At 38.6% G+C, this 24382-nt stretch carries 18 protein-coding genes; 6 read left to right on the plus strand and 12 right to left on the minus strand.

Annotated features, from left to right (window positions below; all coding sequences use genetic code 11):
- The first annotated feature begins 151 nt into the window (after positions 1-151).
- The 3 genes from FTX43_RS03250 to FTX43_RS03260 are packed head-to-tail and all read left to right on the plus strand — an operon-like array spanning position 152 to position 3438.
- A complete protein-coding gene (locus FTX43_RS03250) occupies positions 152-835 on the plus strand; it encodes a rhamnogalacturonan acetylesterase (RefSeq protein WP_002335436.1) in 684 nt (227 codons plus the stop codon).
- Between the two features lies 1 nt (position 836).
- A complete protein-coding gene (locus tag FTX43_RS03255; RefSeq protein WP_002314466.1) occupies positions 837-1673 on the plus strand; it encodes a sugar phosphate isomerase/epimerase in 837 nt (278 codons plus the stop codon).
- Between the two features lie 10 nt (positions 1674-1683).
- Positions 1684-3438: an ABC transporter ATP-binding protein gene (locus FTX43_RS03260; RefSeq protein WP_002345670.1), complete on the plus strand. Its 1755-nt coding sequence runs from the start codon at positions 1684-1686 to the stop codon at positions 3436-3438.
- Positions 3439-3711: 273 nt separating this feature from the next.
- Here the strand turns inward: FTX43_RS03260 and FTX43_RS03270 are convergent, their stop codons facing one another.
- Both FTX43_RS03270 and FTX43_RS03275 read right to left on the minus strand, forming a co-directional pair.
- Positions 3712-4053, minus strand: a complete 342-nt coding sequence (locus FTX43_RS03270) for a YlbF family regulator (RefSeq protein ID WP_002285994.1) — start codon at positions 4051-4053, stop codon at positions 3712-3714.
- A gap of 67 nt (positions 4054-4120) precedes the next feature.
- Positions 4121-6292, minus strand: coding sequence for a PBP1A family penicillin-binding protein (locus FTX43_RS03275; RefSeq protein WP_002310843.1), 2172 nt, complete (start codon positions 6290-6292; stop codon positions 4121-4123).
- A 210-nt stretch (positions 6293-6502) separates the two neighbouring features.
- Here FTX43_RS03275 and FTX43_RS03280 point away from each other — a divergent pair, with 210 nt between their 5' ends.
- Entirely contained in the window at positions 6503-7360 is an 858-nt protein-coding gene (locus FTX43_RS03280; RefSeq protein ID WP_147606730.1) for an RluA family pseudouridine synthase, read from the plus strand.
- A 66-nt stretch (positions 7361-7426) separates the two neighbouring features.
- Here the strand turns inward: FTX43_RS03280 and FTX43_RS03285 are convergent, their stop codons facing one another.
- Genes FTX43_RS03285 through FTX43_RS03295 form a run of 3 tightly spaced genes read right to left on the minus strand, consistent with a single transcriptional unit; the run spans position 7427 to position 12274 of the window.
- A complete protein-coding gene (locus FTX43_RS03285; protein WP_002310840.1) occupies positions 7427-8284 on the minus strand; it encodes an ROK family protein in 858 nt (285 codons plus the stop codon).
- Complete coding sequence (locus tag FTX43_RS03290; protein ID WP_002348181.1) at positions 8285-10972, minus strand: alpha-mannosidase; 2688 nt, start codon at positions 10970-10972, stop codon at positions 8285-8287. It lies immediately after the preceding gene.
- 12 nt (positions 10973-10984) lie between these two features.
- Positions 10985-12274, minus strand: coding sequence for a glycoside hydrolase family 125 protein (locus FTX43_RS03295; RefSeq protein ID WP_147606732.1), 1290 nt, complete (start codon positions 12272-12274; stop codon positions 10985-10987).
- Positions 12275-12423: 149 nt separating this feature from the next.
- Between FTX43_RS03295 and FTX43_RS03300 the strand changes: the two genes are divergently transcribed.
- Positions 12424-13470: a substrate-binding domain-containing protein gene (locus FTX43_RS03300; RefSeq protein WP_080491752.1), complete on the plus strand. Its 1047-nt coding sequence runs from the start codon at positions 12424-12426 to the stop codon at positions 13468-13470.
- A gap of 1 nt (position 13471) precedes the next feature.
- Positions 13472-15625: a GH92 family glycosyl hydrolase gene (locus FTX43_RS03305; RefSeq protein WP_147606734.1), complete on the plus strand. Its 2154-nt coding sequence runs from the start codon at positions 13472-13474 to the stop codon at positions 15623-15625.
- A gap of 140 nt (positions 15626-15765) precedes the next feature.
- Here the strand turns inward: FTX43_RS03305 and FTX43_RS03310 are convergent, their stop codons facing one another.
- The 7 genes from FTX43_RS03310 to FTX43_RS03340 form a co-directional block, all read right to left on the minus strand.
- Positions 15766-17211, minus strand: coding sequence for a response regulator transcription factor (locus tag FTX43_RS03310; protein WP_147606736.1), 1446 nt, complete (start codon positions 17209-17211; stop codon positions 15766-15768).
- 2 nt (positions 17212-17213) lie between these two features.
- Positions 17214-18938 (minus strand): sensor histidine kinase, encoded by a 1725-nt coding sequence (locus tag FTX43_RS03315; protein ID WP_002310834.1) that lies wholly within the window; start codon positions 18936-18938, stop codon positions 17214-17216.
- Positions 18931-19545: a YesL family protein gene (locus tag FTX43_RS03320; RefSeq protein WP_002314457.1), complete on the minus strand. Its 615-nt coding sequence runs from the start codon at positions 19543-19545 to the stop codon at positions 18931-18933. Before FTX43_RS03320 ends, FTX43_RS03315 begins: the two co-directional genes overlap by 8 nt.
- A 254-nt stretch (positions 19546-19799) precedes the next feature.
- Entirely contained in the window at positions 19800-21260 is a 1461-nt protein-coding gene (locus FTX43_RS03325) for an ABC transporter substrate-binding protein (protein WP_002320518.1), read from the minus strand.
- A gap of 34 nt (positions 21261-21294) precedes the next feature.
- Positions 21295-22215, minus strand: coding sequence for a carbohydrate ABC transporter permease (locus FTX43_RS03330; RefSeq protein ID WP_002310830.1), 921 nt, complete (start codon positions 22213-22215; stop codon positions 21295-21297).
- An 11-nt stretch (positions 22216-22226) separates the two neighbouring features.
- The gene (locus tag FTX43_RS03335; protein ID WP_002310829.1) at positions 22227-23174 is read right to left on the minus strand and encodes a sugar ABC transporter permease; all 948 of its coding nucleotides are present in this window, start codon (positions 23172-23174) and stop codon (positions 22227-22229) included.
- Between the two features lie 478 nt (positions 23175-23652).
- Entirely contained in the window at positions 23653-24372 is a 720-nt protein-coding gene (locus FTX43_RS03340; RefSeq protein WP_002320519.1) for a pseudouridine synthase, read from the minus strand.
- Between the last annotated feature and the right edge of the window lie 10 nt (positions 24373-24382).

A 24382-nucleotide genomic window follows, 5' to 3' on the forward strand; every position in this document is an offset into this window, starting at 1 on the left:
ATAGTAACAGTAACGAATCAAAAACAGGATAGCGAAATAACGGAATCCGTTTATCCACGTTTTAGAGAAGAAGACGGACCAAATTTGCTCCGTCTTCTTCTCTTGCTGTTCTGCTTCATTGCCTATAAACCTTTATGAAAGAAGAGATAACATGCCTACTATCCATATTGCCGGTGATTCTACTGCGGCAGAAAAAGATGAAAACAAGCGTCCCGAGACAGGTTGGGGAGAAAAAATATCTGCTTATTTTTCACCTGAGATCCAGATTAATAACCAAGCAAAGAATGGACGCAGCACTAAAACATTTATCCAGGAAGGAAGGTTAGCCCGTTTAGCTTCACAGTTTCAGCCAAATGATTTCTTATTTGTACAATTTGGACATAACGACCAGAAAATCCAAGAAGAAAGAGGTACGCTTCCCTTCGGTAGCTATTTAAAAAATCTGCAGATATTTTTTGAATGCGCAAAAAAAGCGAATGTCCACATGGTCTTGCTGACATCTGTGACGCGACGAGATTACTTAGAAAATGGAACATTGAATCCAGATATACTTGGAGACTATCCAAAAGCGATGCGTGCATTTGCTGAGAAATACCATATTCCGCTTTTAGATGTTTTCTCACGATCACAAGAATATTTCCAGACCTTTTCAAAAGAAGAGACAAAAAAATTCTATCTGCATCTTATGCCTAATAGTTGTGAAAATTACCCAGAAGGACTAAAGGATAATACCCACTTTAGTCCAGAAGGCGCTGATAAAGTTGCCCGAATAATTGCTGAATTGATAAAAGAATCCCGTCTGCCTCTTGCTGATTATTTACAAAAAGGAGTTTGAAATGTTTCCATTAAATTTAGGCATTCGTGCCCATGATCTAGAGGTTCGAAATCGTGAAGAAATCGTTCAAAAAGTATCACAGCTTCACTTGTCCCATATCCAATTTGCACCGCAAAAAGCATTTCCTGAACAACTTAAATTAAATGCCATGACACTTGGAAGTGCTGCCTATTTTGGTGAATACTTCCAAAAAAACAATATCGAACTTTCCATTTTAGGATGCTATATCAACCTATCCAGCAAAAATCAAGAAGTTCGTGCACAAGCATTAGCAACTTTCAAACAGCAAATTGCTCTGTGCTCTGCCTATCAAGCCAAGATGATCGCTACAGAAACTGGTAGTGTCTCTGTCGGTTACACAAAAGAAAATTTTACTGAAGAAGCTTATCAGATCGCTAGAAATTCTGTCATTGAATTAGTCGCTCATGCAGAAAATTTTGGCGTAACTGTTGCTGTTGAAGCAGGGATCAATCATCCAATCTATAACTATCAGTTAGCCAAACGTTTAGTCGATGAAGTAGCTTCACCAAATTTAAAAATTATTTTAGATTGTGCGAATTTGATGCATAAAGAAAATCATACTGATCAGGAGAAAGTGATCCAAGGTGCCTTGGACAATTTACAGGGTTGTATTACAGCCCTTCATCTCAAAGACTACATCATGGAAAATGGAAAGATCCGCATGGTTCCTGTTGGCAAAGGCTGTTTAGATTTCCGACCGGTACTGCATTATATCAAATATGAGCGTCCTCTAATGTACGCCACTCTTGAAGCTACTCCTGAGATTTATGTTCCTGAAGCAATAGAACACTTGCAGTTTATTTACCAAGATTGTTAAGGAGAAGATTATGGAGGAACGAATACAGAAAAGTTATCAAAAATATCATGCAAATGCTTTTCAGACATTGCTGCATCTTTATCAGGGGAATTATTGGCGCTTTGCTATGTCAGGACTCTTTTTTATTATCAAACATCTTCCATCTTGGTTAATGCCGATCGCTATTGCCAATGTAATCAATGCAGCTTCATCAAAAGATTCCTCTCAATTGCAGGCGATTTATTTCAACGCTTTTTTGATGACTTGTCTGATCGGTCAAAATATATTGACGAATTATTTTCATGTAAAATACCATAGCACTTCGATCCGGCAAGTAGAAGCTGGACTAAGAGCGACCCTTATCAAGAAAATCCAAGAACTTTCTATTCCCTATCAAAAAGAATTGCAATCTGGCCGGATCCAATCAAAGATCATCCGTGATGTAGAAGCCATCCAAACATTGTCCTCTCAAGTATTTGTCAGCGGATTGAACATTGCTGTCAATTTATTCGTGGCTTTAGGTATCACGCTTTATAGAAGTCCTGTCGTTTTCTTGTTTTTCTTATTGACTGTCCCTCTCGCCGCGTTAGTTACTCTTTTTTTCCGGAAAAGGATCAGACAGTCCAATTCAGATTTCCGGCAAGAAATGGAAGAAACTTCTGCAAAAGTGATCGAAGTGATCGAATTAGCACCGATTGCTCGAGCTCATGGGTTAGAAAAACACGAAACCACTCGCTTAAATAAGCATTTTACCCAAATCTATGAAAAAGGATTCCACTTAGATATCCTGCAATCTGTTTTCGGATCAGTCAGCTGGGCTAGTTTTCAGATATTTCAGCTGATTTGTTTGATTTTCACTGGGATATTAGCTTTACAAGGGCGTATCCAACCAGGTGATGTCGTGATGTATCAGACATATTTCACAACGATCGTCAATTCCGTTTCTGGAATGATCACACTGATTCCTACGATTTCAAAAGGCATGGAATCTATTACTTCTATTGGTGAACTGTTGATTGCTGGCGATGTAGAAACTTATCACGGTAAGAAAAAAATCCAACATTTGGATGGAAATTTTCGTTTTGAGGATGTTTCTTTTCATTACCCGGACTCACTCAAGCCGATTATCGATCATTTTTCTCTAGAGGTGAAAGCTGGAGAAACAATTGCTTTTGTTGGGCCATCTGGTTCTGGAAAATCTACACTCCTTAACTTATTGATTGGATTTATCCAGCCGTCTTCAGGGAGGATTTTCTTGGATGATCAGCCTTTGGATGAATTGGATATGCGAAGTGTGCGTAATTATTTAGCCGTTGTTCCTCAAACCACTTTGTTGTTCTCCGCTTCGATCAAAGAGAACATCACTTATGGCTTGAAAAACGTATCAAAAGAACGTTTAGATGAAGTCATCGAAGCTGCGCAACTTTCTTCACTGATTGACCAGCTTCCTGATGGTCTGGATACCTTAGTAGGCGAACATGGCAACAAGCTGTCTGGTGGCCAAAAACAACGTATCTCTATTGCACGAGCATTGATACGTCAGCCGAAAATCATTTTGCTAGATGAAGCAACTTCAGCTTTAGATAACCAGTCAGAGAAAAAAATCCAGCAGGCCCTGAATTACCTGACAGAAACACCCACTACTTTTATTGTGGCTCATCGGCTTTCAACAATCAAAGAGGCAGATAAAATCGTCGTGATCGATGAAGGAAAAATCGTTGAGATGGGTACTTACGAAGAGCTGTTAGCTCAAGAGGGCTATTTTTACCGTTTGAAAAATGAATGACAAAAAAAGGAGAGACGACAAGAGTTTTGTCGTCTCTCCTTTTTCTGAATAAACGGTGTTCTCCTGCCAACTCCTCGGTCACAAATCACAATAGTCATCAAACATGAGAAGCTTTTTTTGAAATTGTTCCTTGTAACTCAGAGTTAAACGGTAGGCTCACGACCTCTTGGTAAATGGTGTTCAAGCGACAGTCTATCGGCAATAAGAAGCAATTTTGTCATCGCTCAAGGCTGAACAGCTCTTTCACAACCTCTGTTGTTTCATAAAATAGTTCTATTCGCTGTAAAGGTCGCGAACTGGCGTCATGATAATCCGGTTCAAGTCATTAATGATCGTACTGAACCCTTGTTCTTTTTGCATTAAATCATTGATTACTTCTTCTGATTGAATTTTTACAGCCATTTCTTGTGCTTTCATTGCATCTTCGTCGCTGAATTCTTGTCCGCTCATTTGTTTTTCTTGTAATTCGATTTGCATCGCTTGGAAGTCTTTGAATAGCTTGTGTGCTTCTTCGTTTGCTTGTACTTTCTCGTACGCTTCTTTCAACGCTTTGAATTCTGGTAATTCACGGATCTCACGTTCGATCTGATTTGCGCTATCGTAGATGTTTGACATGTTATGCCCTCTTTTCTTTTAGTAGTTACTCTCTATTGTAACATGGGGTTATTCGTTTTCAAAGGGTCTACTCTCCTTGATATTTCCGCCAGAGGTCTTTAGCCGCTTCACCAATTCCCTGAACGCCTTCTTTCACCATATCGCCGAAATTCTTCAATCCTTCTTTTGCTTGTTCACCGTATTGATTCAAGTTATCTTGCCAATTTCCAGACTCTCCATTAGAATTACCTGTGTTTCCAACTTGATCTGCTGCTACTACTTGCCCTCCTGTGGCATAGGCATCCGCTACACTAAATCCTGTTTTGGAAGTATAAGGAAGGATACCTTCTGCCGCTGATTTGAAGACTTTCCCGACAACATTTCCACTTGTCCCTTCCAAATAATGCAGCTTGCTGGATTCTTCATACCCCATCCATGTCGAAATCACTACGTCTGGCGTATACCCAATCATCCATTGGTCATTTGCTTTCGTGGCATCGAAATTAGTTTCTGTGGTTCCTGTTTTCCCTGCTATCGTATAACCTGCAGGATTCGCAGCAGCTGCTGTCCCATTTGAGAATGTACCAAGAAGCATGCTAGTCATTTCATCGGCTGTTTCCTTTGATATGACCTGTTTTGGCTTTTTGTTTGTATTATCGATGATCACCGCTCCAGTTGAATCAACGATTTTCGTGATGAGATGCGGCGTATACATCTGACCTTCATTGGCAAATGCACTGTAAGCACCCGCCATGATCATTGGAGATACTCCTTTTTCTAATCCGCCAAGAGCTAAGCCATAATACTTATCAGATTTTGCTAAAGGCAGGCCGAATTCTTCTGCTTTATCATATCCTTTTTGTAAACCGATCTCATGCAAAAGCCATACAGCAGGCAAGTTCAAACTTTGTGCAACAGCCTGATACATCGGTACTTCTCCTTGGTATGTCCCGTCAAAATTATGCGCATCGTAATAACTTTGCGGTTCATCTTTCAAGACACTAGAAGGCTTGTAGCCAGCTTCCAACGCTGGTGTATACACGCTTAATGGTTTGATCGTTGATCCTGGAGAACGGCGCATCTGTGTAGCAAAGCTGAATCCTCTAAAGACATGATCTCCTCTTCGTCCTACTAATGCTTGTACACCGCCTGTATTCGGATCTAAAGCTACTGAAGCAGATTGGACCATGGCACCATCTGAAGCATTTGCTGGGAATAATGCATTATTTTGATAAGTAGCTTCTAATTGCTTTTGGTAATCCTGATCTAAAGCTGTATAGATTTTATAGCCTTTATTCATGACATCTTCTTCATCAAGACCATACTCGTTAACTGCTTCATCGATCACTGCATCAAAATAATAAGGATAACGATAACCAGAATCTGAATTGTCGTATGTGTCATGAAGATAAGCACTGATGTCTGTCTGGCTTTCTGCTTGTTCTTGTTCTTTTGTGATTTTTCCGTTTTCTTCCATTACGCTTAATACTGTGTTTTTCCGATCATTCGCATTTGCTGGGTGATCAATCGGATTATAAATACCAGGACCTTTCAGCATTCCTGCCAAAGTAGCAGCCTCAGATAGCGTAACATTCGTTGCATCTACTCCAAAATACTTTCTGGAAGCGTCTTGGACACCCCATACCCCGTTGCCAAAATAGGCATTGTTAAGATACATGGTCAAGATTTCTTCTTTGCTGTACTTCTTTTCGATCTCGATTGCCAAAAATAATTCCTTCGCTTTTCGATCAAATGTTTGATCTAATGTCAGATAAGCATTTTTGGCAAGCTGCTGAGTGATCGTACTTCCTCCGCCCCCTGATGTTCCGCCAGACAAAACCATCCGAACAGCCGCACGGGCGATTCCTTTGATATCAAATCCGTGATGTTCGTAAAAATTCCTATCTTCTGTCGAGATCACCGCATCTTGGATATAGGGAGAAATCGCGTTTAATTCTACGTATGTCCCTTTTTGGGCGTACAGTGTGCCAGCTTCTTCATTTTTCTTGTCATAAATGACTGTCGATTGGCTTAATCCAGATTTTAACGTTTCGACATTTGCTTGTTTGGCTAAAATAAAAAGGTAGATACTTGTCACTAAGACACAGATCAAACCAATCAGCAAAATCAATTTGTTCACATGATATTTTTTCCAAATGCGCTTTCGCCATCGATGGAATTGTCCGAGATATGGTCTGATCCATCGCCAAAAACTGATCAAAGCAGCTTTTATCTTTCCTAAAATGCTTTGAAAATCCATTCGCTTCTTCTCCTGTCTATTCAATTCAATCGTCTTATTTTACCATAATGAAAGAGTGTTTTCTTCCTGCTTAAGTTGTAGTTCGATTTGTTTTTTTTCGCTAGTGCAAGTAGAGTAACATAAGAATGAACAGAAAAATGTAAGTTTTTTCTTAAATATGTTTTAAAAATGGTACAATTAGTCTGCAATTTTACCGAAAGGAGTACACTTGTGAAAATCACGATTACTTTACCTATGAACCACCTTGAAACAACGATTCGCGACTTGCTTGAAAAGGAATGGTTAGTTCCTAGAAAGGTTCGGCACTTTTTGCGTATACGTAAAAACGTTTGGATCAATCAACAACCTGCTTTGTTCCATCATGAAGTAAAAGGCAATGACCAGATCACATTGTTATTCGAAGAAACAGATTATAATTATCAAGAAGTCCAATTAGGAGATGCGAAGCACATCCGTGTTTTATATGAAGATGAACATTTGATTATAGTGGATAAGCCTGCAGGAATGAAGACTCATCCAAACGAACCAACAGAAAACAGTACCTTGCTCAATCACTTAGCTGCTTATCTCGATACGAAAAAACAACGACCTTATGTTGTCCACCGTTTGGACAAAGAAACAAGCGGCGCTGTTTTATTTGCAAAAAACCCATTTGTCTTGCCGATACTTGGAAGAATGTTGGAACAAAAAATGATCTATCGGAGATATCAAGCCATCGTATGGGGGAAAATCGCCAAAGATAGGACTATTACCAATAAAATCGGACGCGATCGCCATGATCGGAGAAAACGGGTCGTAGATGATAAAAATGGTCAGAACGCCTTGACACATGTCACTGTCGACAAAGTACTTTCTGGAAAAACACAAGTGTATTGTGTTTTGGAAACCGGTCGTACGCACCAGATCAGAGTTCACTTAGCTCATATAGGGCATCCAATCGTCGGAGACCCTCTTTACCAAAATAGACCAGCTGAACGGCTGATGCTCCATGCATTAGAACTGCACATGATTCATCCATTTACTCAAGAAAAAATAGTTGGTAAAGCTTTACCCGGATTGTGGAAATAGAAAGAAGAACGTAGTCCTATCATTATCTGCTGATAAGACTACGTTCTTTTTGTGTAACTTGTCTGCTTACTTTTGATGTTCGTGTTCTGCTAACAGCAAACTACCGATAATCCCACTTTCATTCGGCAGTCCCCAACGAACGATATATTCACTTACTTGAGGTGTTTCCATGTAGCCACCCATCAATTCAACAAATTGCTGACGAATTTTTTGAAGGAGATGATCCTGATTCATTACCCCGCCGCCTAAAATAATCTTTTCAGGTGCTAACGTCAACGTATAGTTGATCAGTGCTTGAGCAATATAGAAAGCTTGAATATCCCAAATCGGATGATCTTGTGGCAGATCTTGCCCTTTGATTCCTATACGTGCCTCAATAGACGGACCTGCTGCTAATCCTTCTAAACAGTCTTTATGATAAGGACAAGTGCCTTCATATTGATCATCTGGATGGCGTTTTACCCAAATATGTCCCATTTCAGGATGTGCGATTCCTGAAAAAATTTCCTCATTGATCACAACGCCTGCACCGATTCCTGTTCCCACGGTAAGGTAAATACAACTATTTTTTCCTTGTGCCGCCCCTTGCTTCAGCTCCCCGTATGCAGCCGCATTGACATCCGTCGTCCAAGCAACAGGAACATTGTAGCGTTTCCTGATTGTGCCGAGAAAATCAAATTGTGCCCATCCTTTTTTGGGAGTTGCCAAAACGTATCCGTAATTATCTTTTGTTTGGTCGATACCAATCGGGCCGAATGAGCCAATCCCGATTCCATTCAGTTCATAACGATCAAAAAATTCAAATACTTGATCCAATGTTTCTTCTGGTGTTGTGGTAGGAATACTTGTTTTTTCCAAAATCTCTCCATCTTCTGAAACCGCACACACAAATTTTGTTCCGCCTGCTTCTATTCCGCCATACATTTAGTTTTCCTCCTCGAATCCGATTGTCCGAATTTCATAAGGTTGGATTATCGGGACAACCGATTGCTGCGTTGGTTCTTCAAGCAGATTCAATATGACCGTTTTTCGATTGTCTTTAGTTATTTCTAATTTTTCTAAATGACTAGACATATTGAAACCTCTCACTACTACTTTATCACTAAACTTACTCCGTTTCAAAGCTGTAATTGCAAACGTTTCACTTTTTATCGTTAAATATTGTTGTTTTGATGCCAATGTTCCTTCATGATGTTTGATTTGTTGAGTGGAAAAAGGAATCTGTGCCGCGTATGCATGCAAATAAGTAGAGAATGTTTCTTCTGGTCCATGTAGTTCAACACTGTAATTGAACTGATGCTTACCTAAACACTGTGCTTCTGGTGTTGGAAAATACCCCCAATCTCCTAGTTCTCCCACACAGCGAAGTAGCGTCACCGCGATTTGTCCATCTGCTGTTACTTCGTATTCATTCAAACCAAAGTTACCAACTGTTACACCGTTCTGTTCATCATGAATATTGACAAATGCTTGCTGATGTTGCGGATTCGTGGGATTTTCCCAGCTCCTAGATACATGGTTTGGGCGCTTTACTACTTCAAAAATACTATCTGCTTCGTGATGTTCCACATGTAACTTTGTAGGAAACAAGATACGCAATCGATGATCTTTCATTTGATTGTCAAGAGTCGTTTCAAAGTCGATTTTTTTACTATCTTTTCTGACTGTCATGATCGTTTCTATTTGAAGGATCCGTTTTTCTTTAGATCGTTCTGCTTTTCGATAACGAAATTCTACAACCATCCGTTGTTCTTTCTCTAAACGCTCGTCTGCAGAAACTGGGATCTCCATTTCCTGTAGAATACTTATTTTTGCTATTTCTGGTGTATCTACTAATACTTTTACTTCAGAGTCCTCTTGATTACTGGATAGGATTGGTTGATCATAGACAGGTTGCTTAAAGATATACTCGTTTCCTATATCACCGATATCTTCAAAAATATGCAGGTTATTCCATTTTCGTTTGTTTTTACGATCTTCCATTGTAATGGTACCGTTTTTTTTAATCGTCAAACGCAGGTGGGCGTTTTCGACGATTCGTCCACTCTGACGGATCATTGTTTCCTTTTCTTCTGCTTTCGCTTCCCCTTCTACAAGCGCGAATGTTTCCCAAGAAAAAGCTGGCATGTTTTTTATTGGTAAAGTTACCTTGATTGTCCTTGCCATATATGGCACACGGAAACGATCTTTCGGCAAATCATAACCAAATTGTACAGTTTCTTCAGATAAAATAGCTGGTATAGTGGCCCCGCTTTTTGTTTCTACGTGATACTTCCGTCTAGGCAACTGTTCTAACTCTTGATACAGATGTTCCGGTATTCCCTCAGCGAATCTTTTTCTTTCTAATTCGATGGTTATTTCTGCTTCGCCAGTTTTATCCATTCCTGCAGTATTTACAACGACAAATGGAAAGCTGTCTTTTGGAAATCCAGTTGTATCGATTGCTGTGGCCAGTTGTTCTAAAGAATCTTGTGCAAGATACTTTCCGACTTCATCTGCTTTTTCAAAACGAGGAATCATTTCCCGATGGACAGAATCGACTGAACAACCGCAAATACTGTCATGAGGATGATTTTGCATTAATGTCTTCCAAGCATAATCTAATTGATCGTGGGGATAAATCCCTGTAACTTCGTAAGCCATCGTCGCAAGTGGTTCTGTGATGTTTTCTAGCTGCCGTTGGACCTTGGTATTCCATTGTTTCAAATAAACGCGAGCAGATGCTGTATTGGCTAAAGTATACCAGCCATCCGTTTCTTGACTTGTCAATTCTCCTTCTACTGAACCTAAGTCTTCTGGCAACTCTTGTCGAACTGCTTCCAGATAGTCAGTAAAATTAGAATGGATGAACTCGTAATCTGGAAACAGCTCATTTGCGAGATGAATTGCTTTTGATATATCTTTTTGTACTGGTTGATGATCAACACCATTCATCATTAATAGATGATCAGTAGATGCATATTGTTCTGCATCTGCTAATTTCTGCTTCCAAAAGACACGAGCAGCTTCTTTTTCTACGGGAATCTCGTTCCCATTGCTATACCAATTGGCAAATAACAGACCAAAAATTTCTGTTTGATCAGGTCCTTTCCACCACATCTCTGAGTATTGAGAAGAATAGTTTTCTGCTTCCAGAACTTGATTGTCAAAGCCAATTGGTTTTACCCCACGGCCAAACGCCGCTGCTGAAATACCAGCTTGTTTCATTAATTGAGGCGTCTGTCCCATATTTCCAAATGTATCAGGAAAATAACCTAACATGACGGGGGTTCCCCATTTACGGCTTTCTTCCATGCCAATCAGCATATTTCTCACGTTTGATTCCGAACTGATCAGAAAATCATCTTGCAAGATATAAAATGGTCCGATTCTCAATTTTCCTTCATTGATTGCTTGTTGGAGCGCCTGTCTTTTTTCTGGTCTTACTTGAAGATAGTCATCTAAAATAATCGTTTGCCCATCCAAATGAAAACTGTTGAAGGACGGATCAACTTCAAATAGCTCTAATAAATCGTCTATCAATTCAATCAACCGCATGTGATGCTGTTCGTAAGCCATATACCATTCACGATCCCAGTGACTATGAGAAATGATATATACTTTCTTTTTCATTTACAGTACCTCCTATTTTTCTACTCGAATATCAAAGTAATCCATGACTAATTCGCAAAACATCATGTTTGCCCAAGAAAACCATTCTCTTGTATAATTTTCAGGATTGTTCACATCAAATCCTTCGTGCATAAGATGTGTTCCTGCATCAGTTGCTACAAGCAAATTCAATAGCCGTTCTTTTTCAGATTTATCTGGTGTTGTCATTCCTTCCATAGCTAGTGCAATTGGCCAAACATACTCTTTTGGCGTATGGGAAGAACCAATTCCTTTTGCGTACTTTCCTTCATAAAAATATGGATTCTCTTTACTCAACAATGTTTTTCTTGTTTGAAGATAATCTTCCTCTTTTTCCGAACAGTAACCCAAATAAGGTGCCGCGATCAAATTGGGCACATTGCTGTCATCCATGACCGTCGCGTGCCCCATTCCATCTACTTCGTATGCATAAATCGTTTGCCCTTTTTGATTAACCGTCCGTCCGTGATTTTGGATACCTTCTTGAATCTCTTTCTTCAATATTTGTGCTTTCTGTACGATTTCTTTATCATCGAGTATCGTTTGGAAAATTTCTTCCACATAACCTAACACGACCACCGCAAACATATTGGATGGTACCAGATATCCGTAACGGCAAGCATCATCGCTAGGACGGAACCCAGACCATGTCATACCTGTAAAAGTTGTTTTGGCTCCTCGTCCGTCATTGATCAGCGTATCTTCTTTTCTTGTCGTATCTCGTATAAATGTATAAGGAGAGTGTTCATGATCCTGCTCTGTTTCGAACACGCCTAAGATTTTTTTGATCCCTTCAATAAAAGTTGGGTTGAATTGGTCCGTTTTTCCTGTATTTTTATAAAGAAGATAGGCCAACTGTATCGGGTAGCATAAAGAATCAATTTCATATTTTCTTTCCCAGATCCAATCGTTCATTTTTGTGTGATCTGTTTGGTGTCCCGCACCGTTCGCTTCTTCATTGAAGGCATTCGCATATGGATCGATGTTGATATAAAAAAATTGCTTTTTGACCAACCCACTAATCATGTCAGCTAGTTCCTCATCTTCTTTTGCAATCACTAAATAAGGACGAACTTGTGCAGTAGAATCTCGCAACCACATTGCAGGAATGTCTCCTGTCAATAAAAAAGTAGTACCGTCATTTTGCTTTTTGACTGTTGTCAATAATGTGTTGGCAAATGCTGCTGTAAAATTCGTTGCCCAGTCCGCATGGTTTTTCCCGCATTTTTGTGTGATATCATTCATAAATTTTTGTACTGACTTTGGTATATCTTTATAAACCATATAAATTTCCTCTTTTCATTTGATATATCTTTAAAGATTATACCTCTTGTGTCATTTCATGTCTACGCTTTCAAAAAAATAAATTTTTATTTACTTTTTCATCTATTATGGTATTATTTAAATATGATATATCATTAAGAGGTGTTTATATGAATCAACCATTGTACCAGACAATATTTAATGATTTGCAAATGGCTATTTTAACTGGTGAATTACCTGTAGATAGCCAACTACCAACTGAAAAGGAACTTTCCCATACTTATAAAGTAAGCAGAATCACTTCAAAACGTGCATTGACTGAATTAGAGCAATTAGGGCTGATTTATCGCGTTCGTGGGAAAGGCAGTTTTGTTAAATCAGCTTCTCCGGAGCAGATGCTTCCTTCACCTACAAAAACACGGCGGATTCTGTTTCTTCTTCCATATGTCGCTGATTTGTCTGTTGGTGATTTTACCAAGGGATTGAATCCTGTGATGCAGGATAAACAGATGGATGTCATGATGACGACACATGATTTTTTACAAAATAAAACGGCAAAAGAACTCATCCATAAATTTGATGGATTGATTTATTATGCCTTTGATACAGAACAGCATCTTGACTTGCTTTTTGAGCTTTCATTAAAGGAATTCCCTGTTATCATATTGGATAAAAAAATCTATGAATTGCCTTTTCCTACCGTGCTTTCCGACAACTTCCAAGGTGGTGTGCTCGCTACTTCTCATTTGATCGAACAGGGACATTCAAAAATCGCTTATTTATTTGGTGCACAGACTCATCCACAATCCGTACGTCAGCGTTACCTTGGTTACCTTGAAGCATTAGACAAAGCTGGTTTGGCTTTCCACACTTCGCTGGATGACAAAAGCGCGACATTCGATGAATTGCTTTCTTATATCACTAAGTATGAAGTGACCGCTTTTGTTTGCGAAAACGATGTTGTTGCTATCCAGACGATGAATTTCTTGAGACAGCATGATTATCATGTTCCTGAAGATTTTTCAATCATCGGATTTGATGATATCCAAGCAGCCGCTCTTGTTGATCCACCGCTGACAACCATTGCACAAGATTTTGAACAGTTAGGCAAGCTTGCTGGAGAGGCTTTGATCACTTGGTTAGAGACAAACGAACGTCCTTCCGACAGCAAATTTCCAGTTTCATTTATCAAAAGACAATCAACAAAGGAGAAATAAAATGAATATCGGTCAAATAGATACTAGACATGGCACAGCTAATCAGCCAAATTTCTCTAACGGGAACTGCCAGCCTTACACTGGCGTTCCTTTTGGGATGAATTATTTTGCACCGCAAACGACCGATCAAAACGGCAGCTGGTGGTTTCATCCTGAGGATCGTGTTTTTCAAGGTTATCGACTTACCCACCAACCAAGTCCTTGGATGGGCGATTTTAGTCATATGCTGCTCACGCCAATCAATGGTAAATTACAGGAAAATACCCTTTTTCATGCTCAAAGTTCTTACCGCCCAGAAGAAAGTATATTTTGTCCGACTCATCTGTCGATCCGTCAATTGCGTTATGGCATCCGCTCTACATTGATACCCAGTATGTATGGCGGAATCTTATCTATTGATTACAGCAGAAATGATAGCGGTTTACTTTTATCCTTTCCGGGACGTCATCAGCTCTTTGTTATAGATCCTTACACAGTGGAAGGAAAAATCACACATTTTGCTGGTTCAGAAGATCCTGATTTTTCTTTTTATTTTATATTGAGATTTGAATATCCTTTAACAATTGATGAGTTAGCTGTTTCCAACAAAAATAGCGATTCGATCCCGTTGTATTTTGAACAGACAAAAAAACAAATCATCCGATTCGGGACATCTTTTATCAGCTCGGAACAAGCAGCTTATAACCTGGAACTAGAACAAAACCAAAGCAAAGAGACTTACCTTGCTAACAGCCAGAAACAATGGCAATCCTATTTTGATCGTATACAGCTCACACACCATGATCAACAACAATTGCGGACGTTTTATCATAACTTCTATCGAGTGTTTTTATTTCCGCAGACATTTTATGAAATGGATCCTAGTGGGCAAAAAATCCACTATGATACGACTAGTCGATCTGTGAAACCTGGTGTTCTCTATACAAATAATGGGTTTTGGGATACGTATAAAACGGTTTATCCTCTTTATTCTTTGATTGCTGTAGAAAAGTACGAAGAAATGCTGGAAGGTTTTTTGAACAGCTATAGAGAAAGTGGCTATTTGCCAAAATGGCTGTCTCCTGACGAACGTGGACTAATGCCTGGGACATTAATTGATGCAGTCATTGCAGATGCTGCTGTAAAAGATATTCGGCCAGACTTGATGCAGGAAATTCTAACAGCAATGAAGAAAGGCGCTACAGTTCAAAGTAATCATCCAAATTATGGACGACAAGGGACAGAGGATTACTTGACATACGGCTATGTTCCTAATCACTACCATGAATCGGTCAATCATACGCTAGACTATGCTTACAGCGACTTTTGTATTAGTCAAGTTGCCAAAGTACTAGCAGAGGACGAAACGGTGAAAAAATATCAGCAACGATCATTGAACTATCAAAATATTTTTGACTATGAGACAGGATGGATGCGTTCCAAAGATAAAAATGGCAAATTCAGAGAACCATTTTCTGCTCATCGTTGGGGACAAGATTATGCAGAAGGCAGTGCTTGGCAAAGCAGCTTTGCTGTTTATCATGATTTTGCAGGGTTGATCGAAAAATATGGCGGCAGTGAGAGATTCAAAGAAAAACTCATTGATTTGTGCAATCAATCTCCGACATTTGAAACAGGAGGATATGGTTTTGAGATTCATGAAATGAGCGAGATGGCTGCGATAGAATTTGGGCAGTTAGCTATCTCCAATCAGCCAAGTTTTCATTACCCATACTTGTTCAGCTATATTGGACAACCCGAAATGGCACAGCCATTGCTTAAACAATTGATGACTCAAACTTTCAACGATTCTTCAACGGGTTACCCTGGAGATGAGGACAACGGAAGTATGGCTGCTTGGTATATCTTCAATAGTCTGGGATTCTATCCTGTCACACCAGGAACCGGTGAATATGTTATCGGTATGCCTTTAATGGACAAGGCTGTTGTGCTTTTGTCAAATGGAAAGGAATTGACGATTGAAGCCACTCCTAATCGGCCGCAACAGCAATTTATCCATAAAATCAATCGGATGGACAAAGAATATACGAAATTATATTTTACCCATCAAGATTTGCTGAAAGGCGGCAAGATTTCTTACCAATTAGGTATCGTCCCTCATCCTAAGAAGTATCGATCAAAAGATTTGCCTTTTTCTTTATCAAACGATAACTAACAAAAGGTTGTGAAAAAGCTGTCCTGCATCAAGTAATAAGAACAGCCAAACAAAAATAGCTCCTCCTATTTTCGTTTGGTTGGGCTTATTACCGCAGATGCAAACTTTTGAACATTGATTCATTCCATACGCTTCTTTTTTTAGGATTCTCCTCTTTTTTCCCGATACTCCTTAGGGGATCTGCCGACAATCTTCTTGAATAATTTAGAGAAATACGTGGTATTGTTGTAGCCAATCTCACTTGCTATTTCATTGACGTTTTGATTACTGTGCAAAAGCAGCTGCTTTGTTTTTTCCATACGCAAATGGTTCAAATAAGCTGAAAAACTTTTTTTCGTTTCTTTTTTGAACAACTGCCCTAAATACATGACATTTAAATGCAAACTTTCTGACACTTCTTTGAGTGTAAGTGGTTCTTGATAATGCTGATGCAGGATTTCGATTACTTTTTCTACATTGCCACTGTATTTTTTCTGTCTCTGGTGCTTTTGGACGAACGACAGAAGAAGCTGATGGAGTTCTTGCACCGTTTTTGCCTGATGAATTTTTTCGATTCCTTGTAAATATTCCTCATCTTCTAGATCAATCAATTCCCGTTGAATCTCCATAAACAGTAAAAAGCTGGAGTACCGGATGTCTTCCGGCATCATGGCTGCTAACTGAAATTGCTCGAAAAAATCAGTGATCATTTTTTGGGCATCATCTAATCGTTTATTTTGCAACACACGTCTGAAACTTGAAAAATCGATGGTTTGCTCTTTTATTGTTGCTTGTATTGCGTAAAAAACATGCTCGTCTTTATCTCCATAAAATTGATGTAATTGTAGATTGTCTTTCGCTTGTTGAAATGTTTCAGGGATCTTGTCCAATGAATCTGTCTCTTCCCCGATACTGATCAGCCATTCCTGATCAGGGATGTTTTCTTGGACAAAACAGCAAAATCCATCAACTTCATCTGCCTCCAACAACAGCGTAATCAATATACGGTCTCCATAATTTCTTTGATAATAAAAGATTTGCTGGTGTTCTTTCAACCATGTATTGATAAGAGGATCATGAATTCTTGATAATTGGATCAATACTATTCTATGCTGTTTCTCACTGATTTGTCCTATTATTTCTTCTTCACTTGCTTCATCTAACTCTTCATTCAACCATTGACTGAATAATAGTTCCTGATAGATTTCTTGCTGATTTTTTTGTTCATTTTGCTGGTCTAACCGTGTTTTGATTTTCTTGAGGCTTTCAATCAATTCGAACTTATTCACGGGTTTCATCAAATAATTCACTGCGCCTAATTGCATGTCTTCTTTCAAATAATCAAATTCTTGGTACCCGGACAAAATCATAAATTCAAAATTATGATGTTCTTTTTGAGCCGCTTCAATAAATTCCAGTCCGTTTATTTCTGGCATCGTCACATCCGTTACCACTAGATCAATCCGCTGTTGCTCAAGGACAGATAGTCCTTCTTTGGCATTCTCCGCTGTTGCTACTATTTGGAACCCTAAACTTTTCCAATCAATTATCTTTTTTAACCCATTCAAAATCATGTATTCATCATCTACCAATAACACCTGGTACATGTTCACCCCTCCTTGAATGTAATAGAAACAGTCAGTCCACCTGTCTCATTATTCTCAAGCGACATGTAATAACTGCTGCCGAAGTTGGCACGTAAACGTTCATTCACGTTTTGCAGACCGATTGATTCGTGAAGTTCCACTTTGGGATGAGACAGTTTTTCTTCCACCTGTTTTAGCCGTTTTTCAGTCATCCCTCTTCCATTATCTTTGACGATGATTCTTACCCGCTTGTCTTCCTGTAAGACTTTGACACTTAGGGCATTATCAAATCGAGTAAAATCAATACCATGTTTAAAATAATTTTCAACTAATGGTTGAATCACAAATTTAGGTACTTCGATCTTTTCCAAATCAGGATCGATCATAAAATGATAGGCCACTCGATTAGGATAACGCATTTGATATAAATAGACATATTTTTCGCAAAAGTCCAGTTCTTCTTTCAAAGTGATCGTCTTCTCTTGATTTGTGTTGTTTCGGAGCAAGGCAGAAAAAGCATATACAACATCTGCTAATTCTTCGCTTCCTTCGCTGATTGCATACATTCGGATATATTCTAATGTATTGTATAAAAAATGCGGATTGATCTGTGCTTGAAGCGCCCGCATATGTGCATCTTGCTGTTTGATTTCTAGTTTGTAGATGTCTTCGACAAATTGATTGATGCTATCCAACATTTCGTTGATACCGATTGAAAGTTCCTTTAGTTCATATTCCGTTTTTGTTGTATCAATCCGGGTTTCTAAATTCCCTGCTGCTGTTTGCTCCATTGCCTGCATGACGATGGATATTTGCTGTGAATATCGTTTGAATGTTTTATAAAGAAAGATAAGCAATATACTGTCTAAAACAATGATACCTACAATCAGCGGGGCAAGGTTTTTCCCCGTTTCGATTTTTACGCTTTTTTTATCTAATACAGCTAATATTCGGTAATCATCCGACAGTTCTTGATGTTGGATAAAATTATTTTTTCTCAGATTAGCAATTGGCAATTGTGAATTTTTCTGAAGACTCTCTGAGATAATCGTTTCTTGTCTTCCAAACGTTTCTTTAGCTATTTTATTATCATGGAACGTATACAAGCGATTTGTCGTGCCAGAAATCATGTATAAAGAGAGTCCATTGAATGACGTTAGATTCTCTAAAATCGTATCTAGCTCTTTCTTTTGGAAACCGATAAAAATACTGCCTGACTCAGCTCCTCCTTGTGTGATAGGCAACTTGATATAAAAGGCGTCTAGTAATTTTGGCGTTCCTGCTTTTACTTCTCCGCCTTTGTTTTCTCTAGAGGATTCATAATACTCCGGTAGCTGATTCAGTACGATATATACCGCACTTAGTTCTTCATAATTTATATAAAGATCTTTGATTTGATTTGGGAAAGAAACTAATTCGTCGGTACTGTTTTGCTGCTCATATACATACATCAAATACTGATCTATGGGTTTTGTTAAGTAGGTAGTGACATTTTCGATTTTTTCGGAATCACCGACGAGTTGGTTTTTAATGATCCTACTCAAAGTTGTTTTGTCATTCAGCATTCTGCTTGTACTTTGAACGGCATCACTTGTCATGTTTTCTGCTTGCTTTTGGTTTTGATCCCACGTATGGACACTAAAAATAATAGTAGCAGTCATCGTTACACCAATCATGATAACCGCATATTTCCGCAACAGCCGATTCAGTAACGTTCCTTTTGAAAATAGAATCCGGATCCTATTCATAACTTTCCAACTGTTTATCTAACTCTTCACGCCACTGTTTCGTCGTCGTACCATTCCAAACCGTCAAAAGACCAATGACACCAAATAAGATCAATCCTTTGAATTGCCAAGTCACAGCTATAATTATACCGCTACCAATAATTGTTTTTAGAAAAGACGAAAAGCTGGAAAAAACCGAAATAAAACTCAGCTTTAGTAGATTAGGAACAGAGATCGTATATTCACTGTCTAAAATCATACTGTATTGATAAGTAGCAAATAGACAAAATAAGGCAAAAAGCAAAATAAAATCAATAGCTAAAAAAATGAGTCCTTTGATTTGAACAGATAGATATAGATTGTAGCTCAATAAAGCAGTACTAGATAAAAATAAACCAAATAGCAGATTTCCTCTTAAAAAATTTCTTTTATATATATTCCAGCCTCTTTTTAACGTGATTTCTTTATACTCGAATCCATATAAATAAAATAACTCATTGACTGTTTTCCATGCCGTACCTAATCCAAAGATGATTCCGCCGACAAACGTGTATATCCAGAAATATAAGGTTAGTTTTATAACGACCCAGATTCGGATAAACAACTCTTCCAAAACCTTCCCTAACATATCTTCTCCTCCAAACATTAAGTTTCTACTTTCTCATTATACAAAAAAGGTTGGGCAATCAGCACGGTGGTCTGAGTATTAAAGGTTGTAAAAGAGCTGCCCTGCATCAAGTAATAAGAACAGCCGAACAAAAATAGCTCTCTACGTTTTTCGTTCGGTTGGGCTGATTGCCGCAGATGCAAGGTTTTGAACACCGTTTATTCGGAACAAGAGGTTGCGACACGTTTTTGTCACAACCTCTTTGTCTTTATTCATTATTGTTCTTGTCGAAACTCGTCATATTGTTTTTGCATTTCTTTCAATACCTTGTCATAACCAGCTTTATCTAAAGCTTCTTTTAATTTCGGCAATGTTTCATCTGGATCAACAGTTCCTGTATTCAATCCATCCAAATACTGGTTCATGACATTTGAAATATTACTTAATTCTGTTTTCACACTGTCCGTGTTGAAGCTGAATCCTAAAATCGGTGAAGTTTCTGCTTCAGCAATCGATTGGTCGCGTTTGGCAATCATGTCATCCGTAATGGACTCTTGTGTATATAGAATCTTGTTGTTTCCTGTATTCCAAGCAGACATATGTGTGTTTGGCTGATAACCATCTAGCAATTTGATTTTATCCTCTGAACCATCGACTTTTTCCCATGCTTCTCCTTCGATTCCCCAAACAAGTCCATTCAATAATTCTGGATCACTGTTAAGCAGCCCTAGAAGTTCTACTGATTTTTCTTTATTTTTTGAAGTATTGGATACGACAAAATTTGCCATTTGTGCTTGAGCTGTAGATTTCAATGGAACAGTAATTGCTTTTGAAACTAGTTCTTGTTTTGCTGCATTTGTCAAAATCGTATCGCCGTAATCATAGGGTCCTTGTGTTTCTCCACGCATCAGCCAAGTATTTCCTTCTAGTGGATAGTCCTTATTGCTCGTTGCAGCGTCACTTGGAATGAGTCCTTGTTTGTACCAGCTATGCATCGTACGCAACAGGCCGATATACGTTTCATTGTCGTATTGATTGATGATTTTTGAATCATCTCCATCCAGATCAATAGCAAATGGTAAAGTGTTCCCTAAAGGATAGTCAAAGTTTCCTTGGACTTTGAATCCTTGTCCAATGGCAAAAGCGGCCGTGTTTGGTTCTTTTTCATGGAATTCCTTCAAAACTTTTTCTGCATCAGCGTAAGATTGGATTCCATCAATTGAAAGATCATATTTATCTAGTAAAGCTTTGTTAAAAGTAAGTACTTGTTGAGCAAAGACATTTCCATTTACTGGAAAGGCATATAATTTCCCATTCACCAAATTTCCTTTGATATAAGCTTCATCTAAATCATTATACGCTTTTTCAGCGTACTTAGGCGCTAATTCAGTCAAATCAGCAAAGGCTCCTTTTTGAGCATTGGAAACATAGTTGTTCGCAAAGGCGATATCGTAATTTTCTCCGGAAGAAATGATGACGTTCATTTTCTTTTCGTAATCGCCCCAACCAATGTAATTGATATTGACTTTTGCACCGATCTCTTTTTCGATTCGTTTGTTTGCCACTTCCATCAATTGATCGAAATTATCCGGTTTATCGCCGATTTGATACATCTGCAAAGTGTCCGAATCACTAGCTTCTGCTTGCTCTTTAGAACCAGAACCTCCGCATGCCGCTAATGTACCTACCAATAATGCTGAAACACCTGTAAAGGCTAGTTTCTTCCATAACTTCATTTTTCTTCCTCCTAATTTTATGATTTATATTTTTTTATTCTTTTACTCCACCGATCGTTAGACCTTTGACAAAATGTTTCTGGAAAAATGGATAGCTGATCGCAATAGGCAACGTAGAGATAACTACGATCGCCATTCTGGCGGATTCTCCTGGAACTGAAGCTAGCCCACCTGTCAATTGGCTTCCTGCTCCTGAATTTTGCGTCAGATATTGAATATTACTTTGGATTTTCATCAAAAGATACTGTAGTGGAACTAGCTTATCATCTTGAATGTATAGTAAAGCATTGAACCAGTCATTCCAGTAACCCAATGCGGCAAATAAGCTGATTGTTGCGATACCAGGAACAGCTAACGGTAAAACGATTTGAACGAATATTCGAAGTTCGCTAGCTCCGTCGATCCGCGCCGATTCAATAATCGAATCAGAGACCGAACGTTTAAAGAATGTGCGCATCACAATAATATTGAAGGGGCTGACAGCCATTGGCAAGATCAATGCCCAAATCGTATCTTTTAACTGGAGAAGATTTGTCATAACAAGATAATTAGCTACCATACCGGGTGAGAACAACATCGTAATCAAACAAAAAACGGTAAAAAAACGACGGAATGGAAAATTTGACCGCGAAATCGCATAAGCATATAAAGAAGTAGCCGTGCTATTGATCAGTGTACCTAAAACAGTGACAAGCATAGTAACATAAAGCGCTTGGAAAATTTTATCCTGCATCTGGTCGAACAAATACGTATAACCAAATAGACTGAATTTTTCTGGCCAAAAACTGTACCCGTGCGTCGACAATACGGACTCATCGGTAACAGAGATGGCAATAACAAATATAAATGGCAAAATACAGGAAATAGCAAAGAGTGCAATCATTATATTAGAGAAAAAATTGGTCGTCTTATTGAAAGAACGGACTTGGACTCTCTCCACTTTCTTTTTTTTCATTTTTTTCCTCCTTAGAATAATGCAGAATCGCTATCAAAACGACGGGCGACCGTATTTGTGATCATCAATAAGACAAAACCAACAACTGATTGATAAAGTCCTGCAGCAGCCGTCATACCAAAATCTCCTGTGGATGTCAGCCCATTGTAGATATACGTATCCAAAACTTGAGTCACATCGTACAATGCACCGGAATTCCTAGGAATGTTATAAAACAGGCCAAAATCAGCTCGAAAAATGTTTCCTACGGCTAAAATCGTTAAAATCGTCATCAATGGAATCAGTTGTGGTATCGTCACATGTTTGATTTGCTGCCATTTGCTAGCTCCATCAACCATAGCAGCTTCATAATAAGTCGGATCGATTCCCATAACAGATGCAAAGTAAATGATGCTGTTATAACCAATCCCTTTCCATGTACCGATGAACACTAAGATAAATGGCCAATATTTCGGTTCATTGTACCAATTGACAGCTTCTCCTCCGTGTCCAGTAATCCACTGGTTGAATATTCCTTTGTCGGGACTTAAAAAGGCGTAAACGAAGTAACTGATAATGACCCAAGATAGAAAATAAGGGAGCAAGGACATCGTTTGATAAACTTTAACAAGTCGTTTATTTCTCAACTCGCTCATAATGATTGCAAATACGACTGAAATGAGCAGATTTAAAAGGATAAATGTCACATTATATAAAATTGTATTTTTAGTGATGAGAAATGCTTGGTCCGAAGAAAATAAAAATTTGAAATTTTCCCAACCCACCCAAGGACTTTCCCTCAGGCTAGCCAGGAACCCATCTGCTGAAATATGAAAATTTTTGAATGCTACGACATTCGCCATTACAGGTATGTAAAAGAAAAAAATCATCCAAAGCATACCCGGTACAGCCATCAGGACAAGTGCTTTATAACGCCATAGATTCATAAAAAAATGATTGAACCCCTTTCGTTTTTTCATCTAAAAACCCCTTTCGATTCATTCCCAACGCAATTATAGCGCTTTCAATAATGAGAATAAATAAACAAAGTATAGGGAAAATGAAACAAAGTATAGGAGAGGTTGTGAAATCAGCGTTTTGTCCTGAGTATTAGAGAAAAGAACGGAAAAATAGTTTCTCATATTTTGCCGTTTTTTGAGCTAATACCGAGGGTCAGCTGATTGCACACCGTTTGTCAGAGGTTGTGAAATCAGCGTTTTGTCCTGAATATTAGGGAGATCGTGACCTTACTATCTAACTCCGAGTCACAAGGAGCAATGGGGACTGTGACAAAAGTCTTGTCACAGTCCCTTATTCTGAACAAACAGTGTTCCAGAAGTAGCTTCTACGGAAATAAGTCGAAATTTCACAAAAAAGCCATCCAAAAGTCAGACGGATAAGTCTGCTTTTCAGATGGCGCTACAACTACGCTACTTATTCTTTTAACTGTCCATTCACTTATTTTTCTCTCACTTGTTCTAGCTCTTCTTTGGTCATGGGGCGATACTGCCCTTTATTCAAATCTTTAGGCAGCCAAAAATTCCCCATACGGATTCTTTTTAAATATAAGACTTCTTTTCCTACTGCTTTGACCATTCGCTTGACTTGGTGAAACTTCCCTTCATGCAAAATCAGTCGGATAATTGAAGTTTCTGACTCTTGATCTACTTGATCAATTTGGAGTTTTGCCGGCAATGTCTGCTCATCGCCATCAATAATTAATCCTTCTGCAAATAAACGGATATCTTCTTCTGTCATTATACCGCTAACCTCAGCTAGATATTCTTTCTCCACGTGTTTTTTTGGTGATAATAACTGATGAGCAAATATCCCATCATTCGTTAAAATCAGGAGGCCTTCCGTGTCTTTATCCAATCGGCCAACTGGAAAAAGATCTTCCCGATAATCTTGATCTTTCAACAAATCGATTACGGTTTGGTCATGATTATCCTGAGTAGCAGAAATGACTCCTGCAGGTTTATGCAAAATATAATAAAAATCTTTTTGATACGCAATGATTTCTCCTAAATAAGTAACCGTATCTTCAAACTCGTTTACTTGCGTTTTATCGCTTTTGACCACTTGCCCATTGACTTCAATCGTTCCTTTTTTGATCAATCCTTTGACTTCTTTGCGGCTACCAAGTCCCATATCTGCTAAAAATTTATCTAAACGCATGCGTTTCCCC

This window comes from Enterococcus sp. DA9, from assembly GCF_008000875.1.
Taxonomy (GTDB): domain Bacteria; phylum Bacillota; class Bacilli; order Lactobacillales; family Enterococcaceae; genus Enterococcus_B; species Enterococcus_B lactis.

What these genes read in the sequence shown, in the direction of transcription:
- FTX43_RS03250 (WP_002335436.1), top strand. Translation starts at nt 152, where the DNA reads ATGCCTACTATCCATATTGCCGGTGATTCTACTGCGGCAGAAAAAGAT.
- FTX43_RS03255 (WP_002314466.1), top strand. Translation starts at nt 837, where the DNA reads ATGTTTCCATTAAATTTAGGCATTCGTGCCCATGATCTAGAGGTTCGA.
- FTX43_RS03260 (WP_002345670.1), top strand. Translation starts at nt 1,684, where the DNA reads ATGGAGGAACGAATACAGAAAAGTTATCAAAAATATCATGCAAATGCT.
- FTX43_RS03270 (WP_002285994.1), bottom strand. Translation starts at nt 4,053, where the DNA reads ATGTCAAACATCTACGATAGCGCAAATCAGATCGAACGTGAGATCCGT.
- FTX43_RS03275 (WP_002310843.1), bottom strand. Translation starts at nt 6,292, where the DNA reads ATGGATTTTCAAAGCATTTTAGGAAAGATAAAAGCTGCTTTGATCAGT.
- FTX43_RS03285 (WP_002310840.1), bottom strand. Translation starts at nt 8,284, where the DNA reads ATGTATGGCGGAATAGAAGCAGGCGGAACAAAATTTGTGTGTGCGGTT.
- FTX43_RS03290 (WP_002348181.1), bottom strand. Translation starts at nt 10,972, where the DNA reads ATGAAAAAGAAAGTATATATCATTTCTCATAGTCACTGGGATCGTGAA.
- FTX43_RS03295 (WP_147606732.1), bottom strand. Translation starts at nt 12,274, where the DNA reads ATGGTTTATAAAGATATACCAAAGTCAGTACAAAAATTTATGAATGAT.
- FTX43_RS03300 (WP_080491752.1), top strand. Translation starts at nt 12,424, where the DNA reads ATGAATCAACCATTGTACCAGACAATATTTAATGATTTGCAAATGGCT.
- FTX43_RS03305 (WP_147606734.1), top strand. Translation starts at nt 13,472, where the DNA reads ATGAATATCGGTCAAATAGATACTAGACATGGCACAGCTAATCAGCCA.
- FTX43_RS03310 (WP_147606736.1), bottom strand. Translation starts at nt 17,211, where the DNA reads ATGTACCAGGTGTTATTGGTAGATGATGAATACATGATTTTGAATGGG.
- FTX43_RS03315 (WP_002310834.1), bottom strand. Translation starts at nt 18,938, where the DNA reads ATGAATAGGATCCGGATTCTATTTTCAAAAGGAACGTTACTGAATCGG.
- FTX43_RS03320 (WP_002314457.1), bottom strand. Translation starts at nt 19,545, where the DNA reads ATGTTAGGGAAGGTTTTGGAAGAGTTGTTTATCCGAATCTGGGTCGTT.
- FTX43_RS03325 (WP_002320518.1), bottom strand. Translation starts at nt 21,260, where the DNA reads ATGAAGTTATGGAAGAAACTAGCCTTTACAGGTGTTTCAGCATTATTG.
- FTX43_RS03330 (WP_002310830.1), bottom strand. Translation starts at nt 22,215, where the DNA reads ATGAAAAAAAAGAAAGTGGAGAGAGTCCAAGTCCGTTCTTTCAATAAG.
- FTX43_RS03335 (WP_002310829.1), bottom strand. Translation starts at nt 23,174, where the DNA reads ATGAAAAAACGAAAGGGGTTCAATCATTTTTTTATGAATCTATGGCGT.
- FTX43_RS03340 (WP_002320519.1), bottom strand. Translation starts at nt 24,372, where the DNA reads ATGCGTTTAGATAAATTTTTAGCAGATATGGGACTTGGTAGCCGCAAA.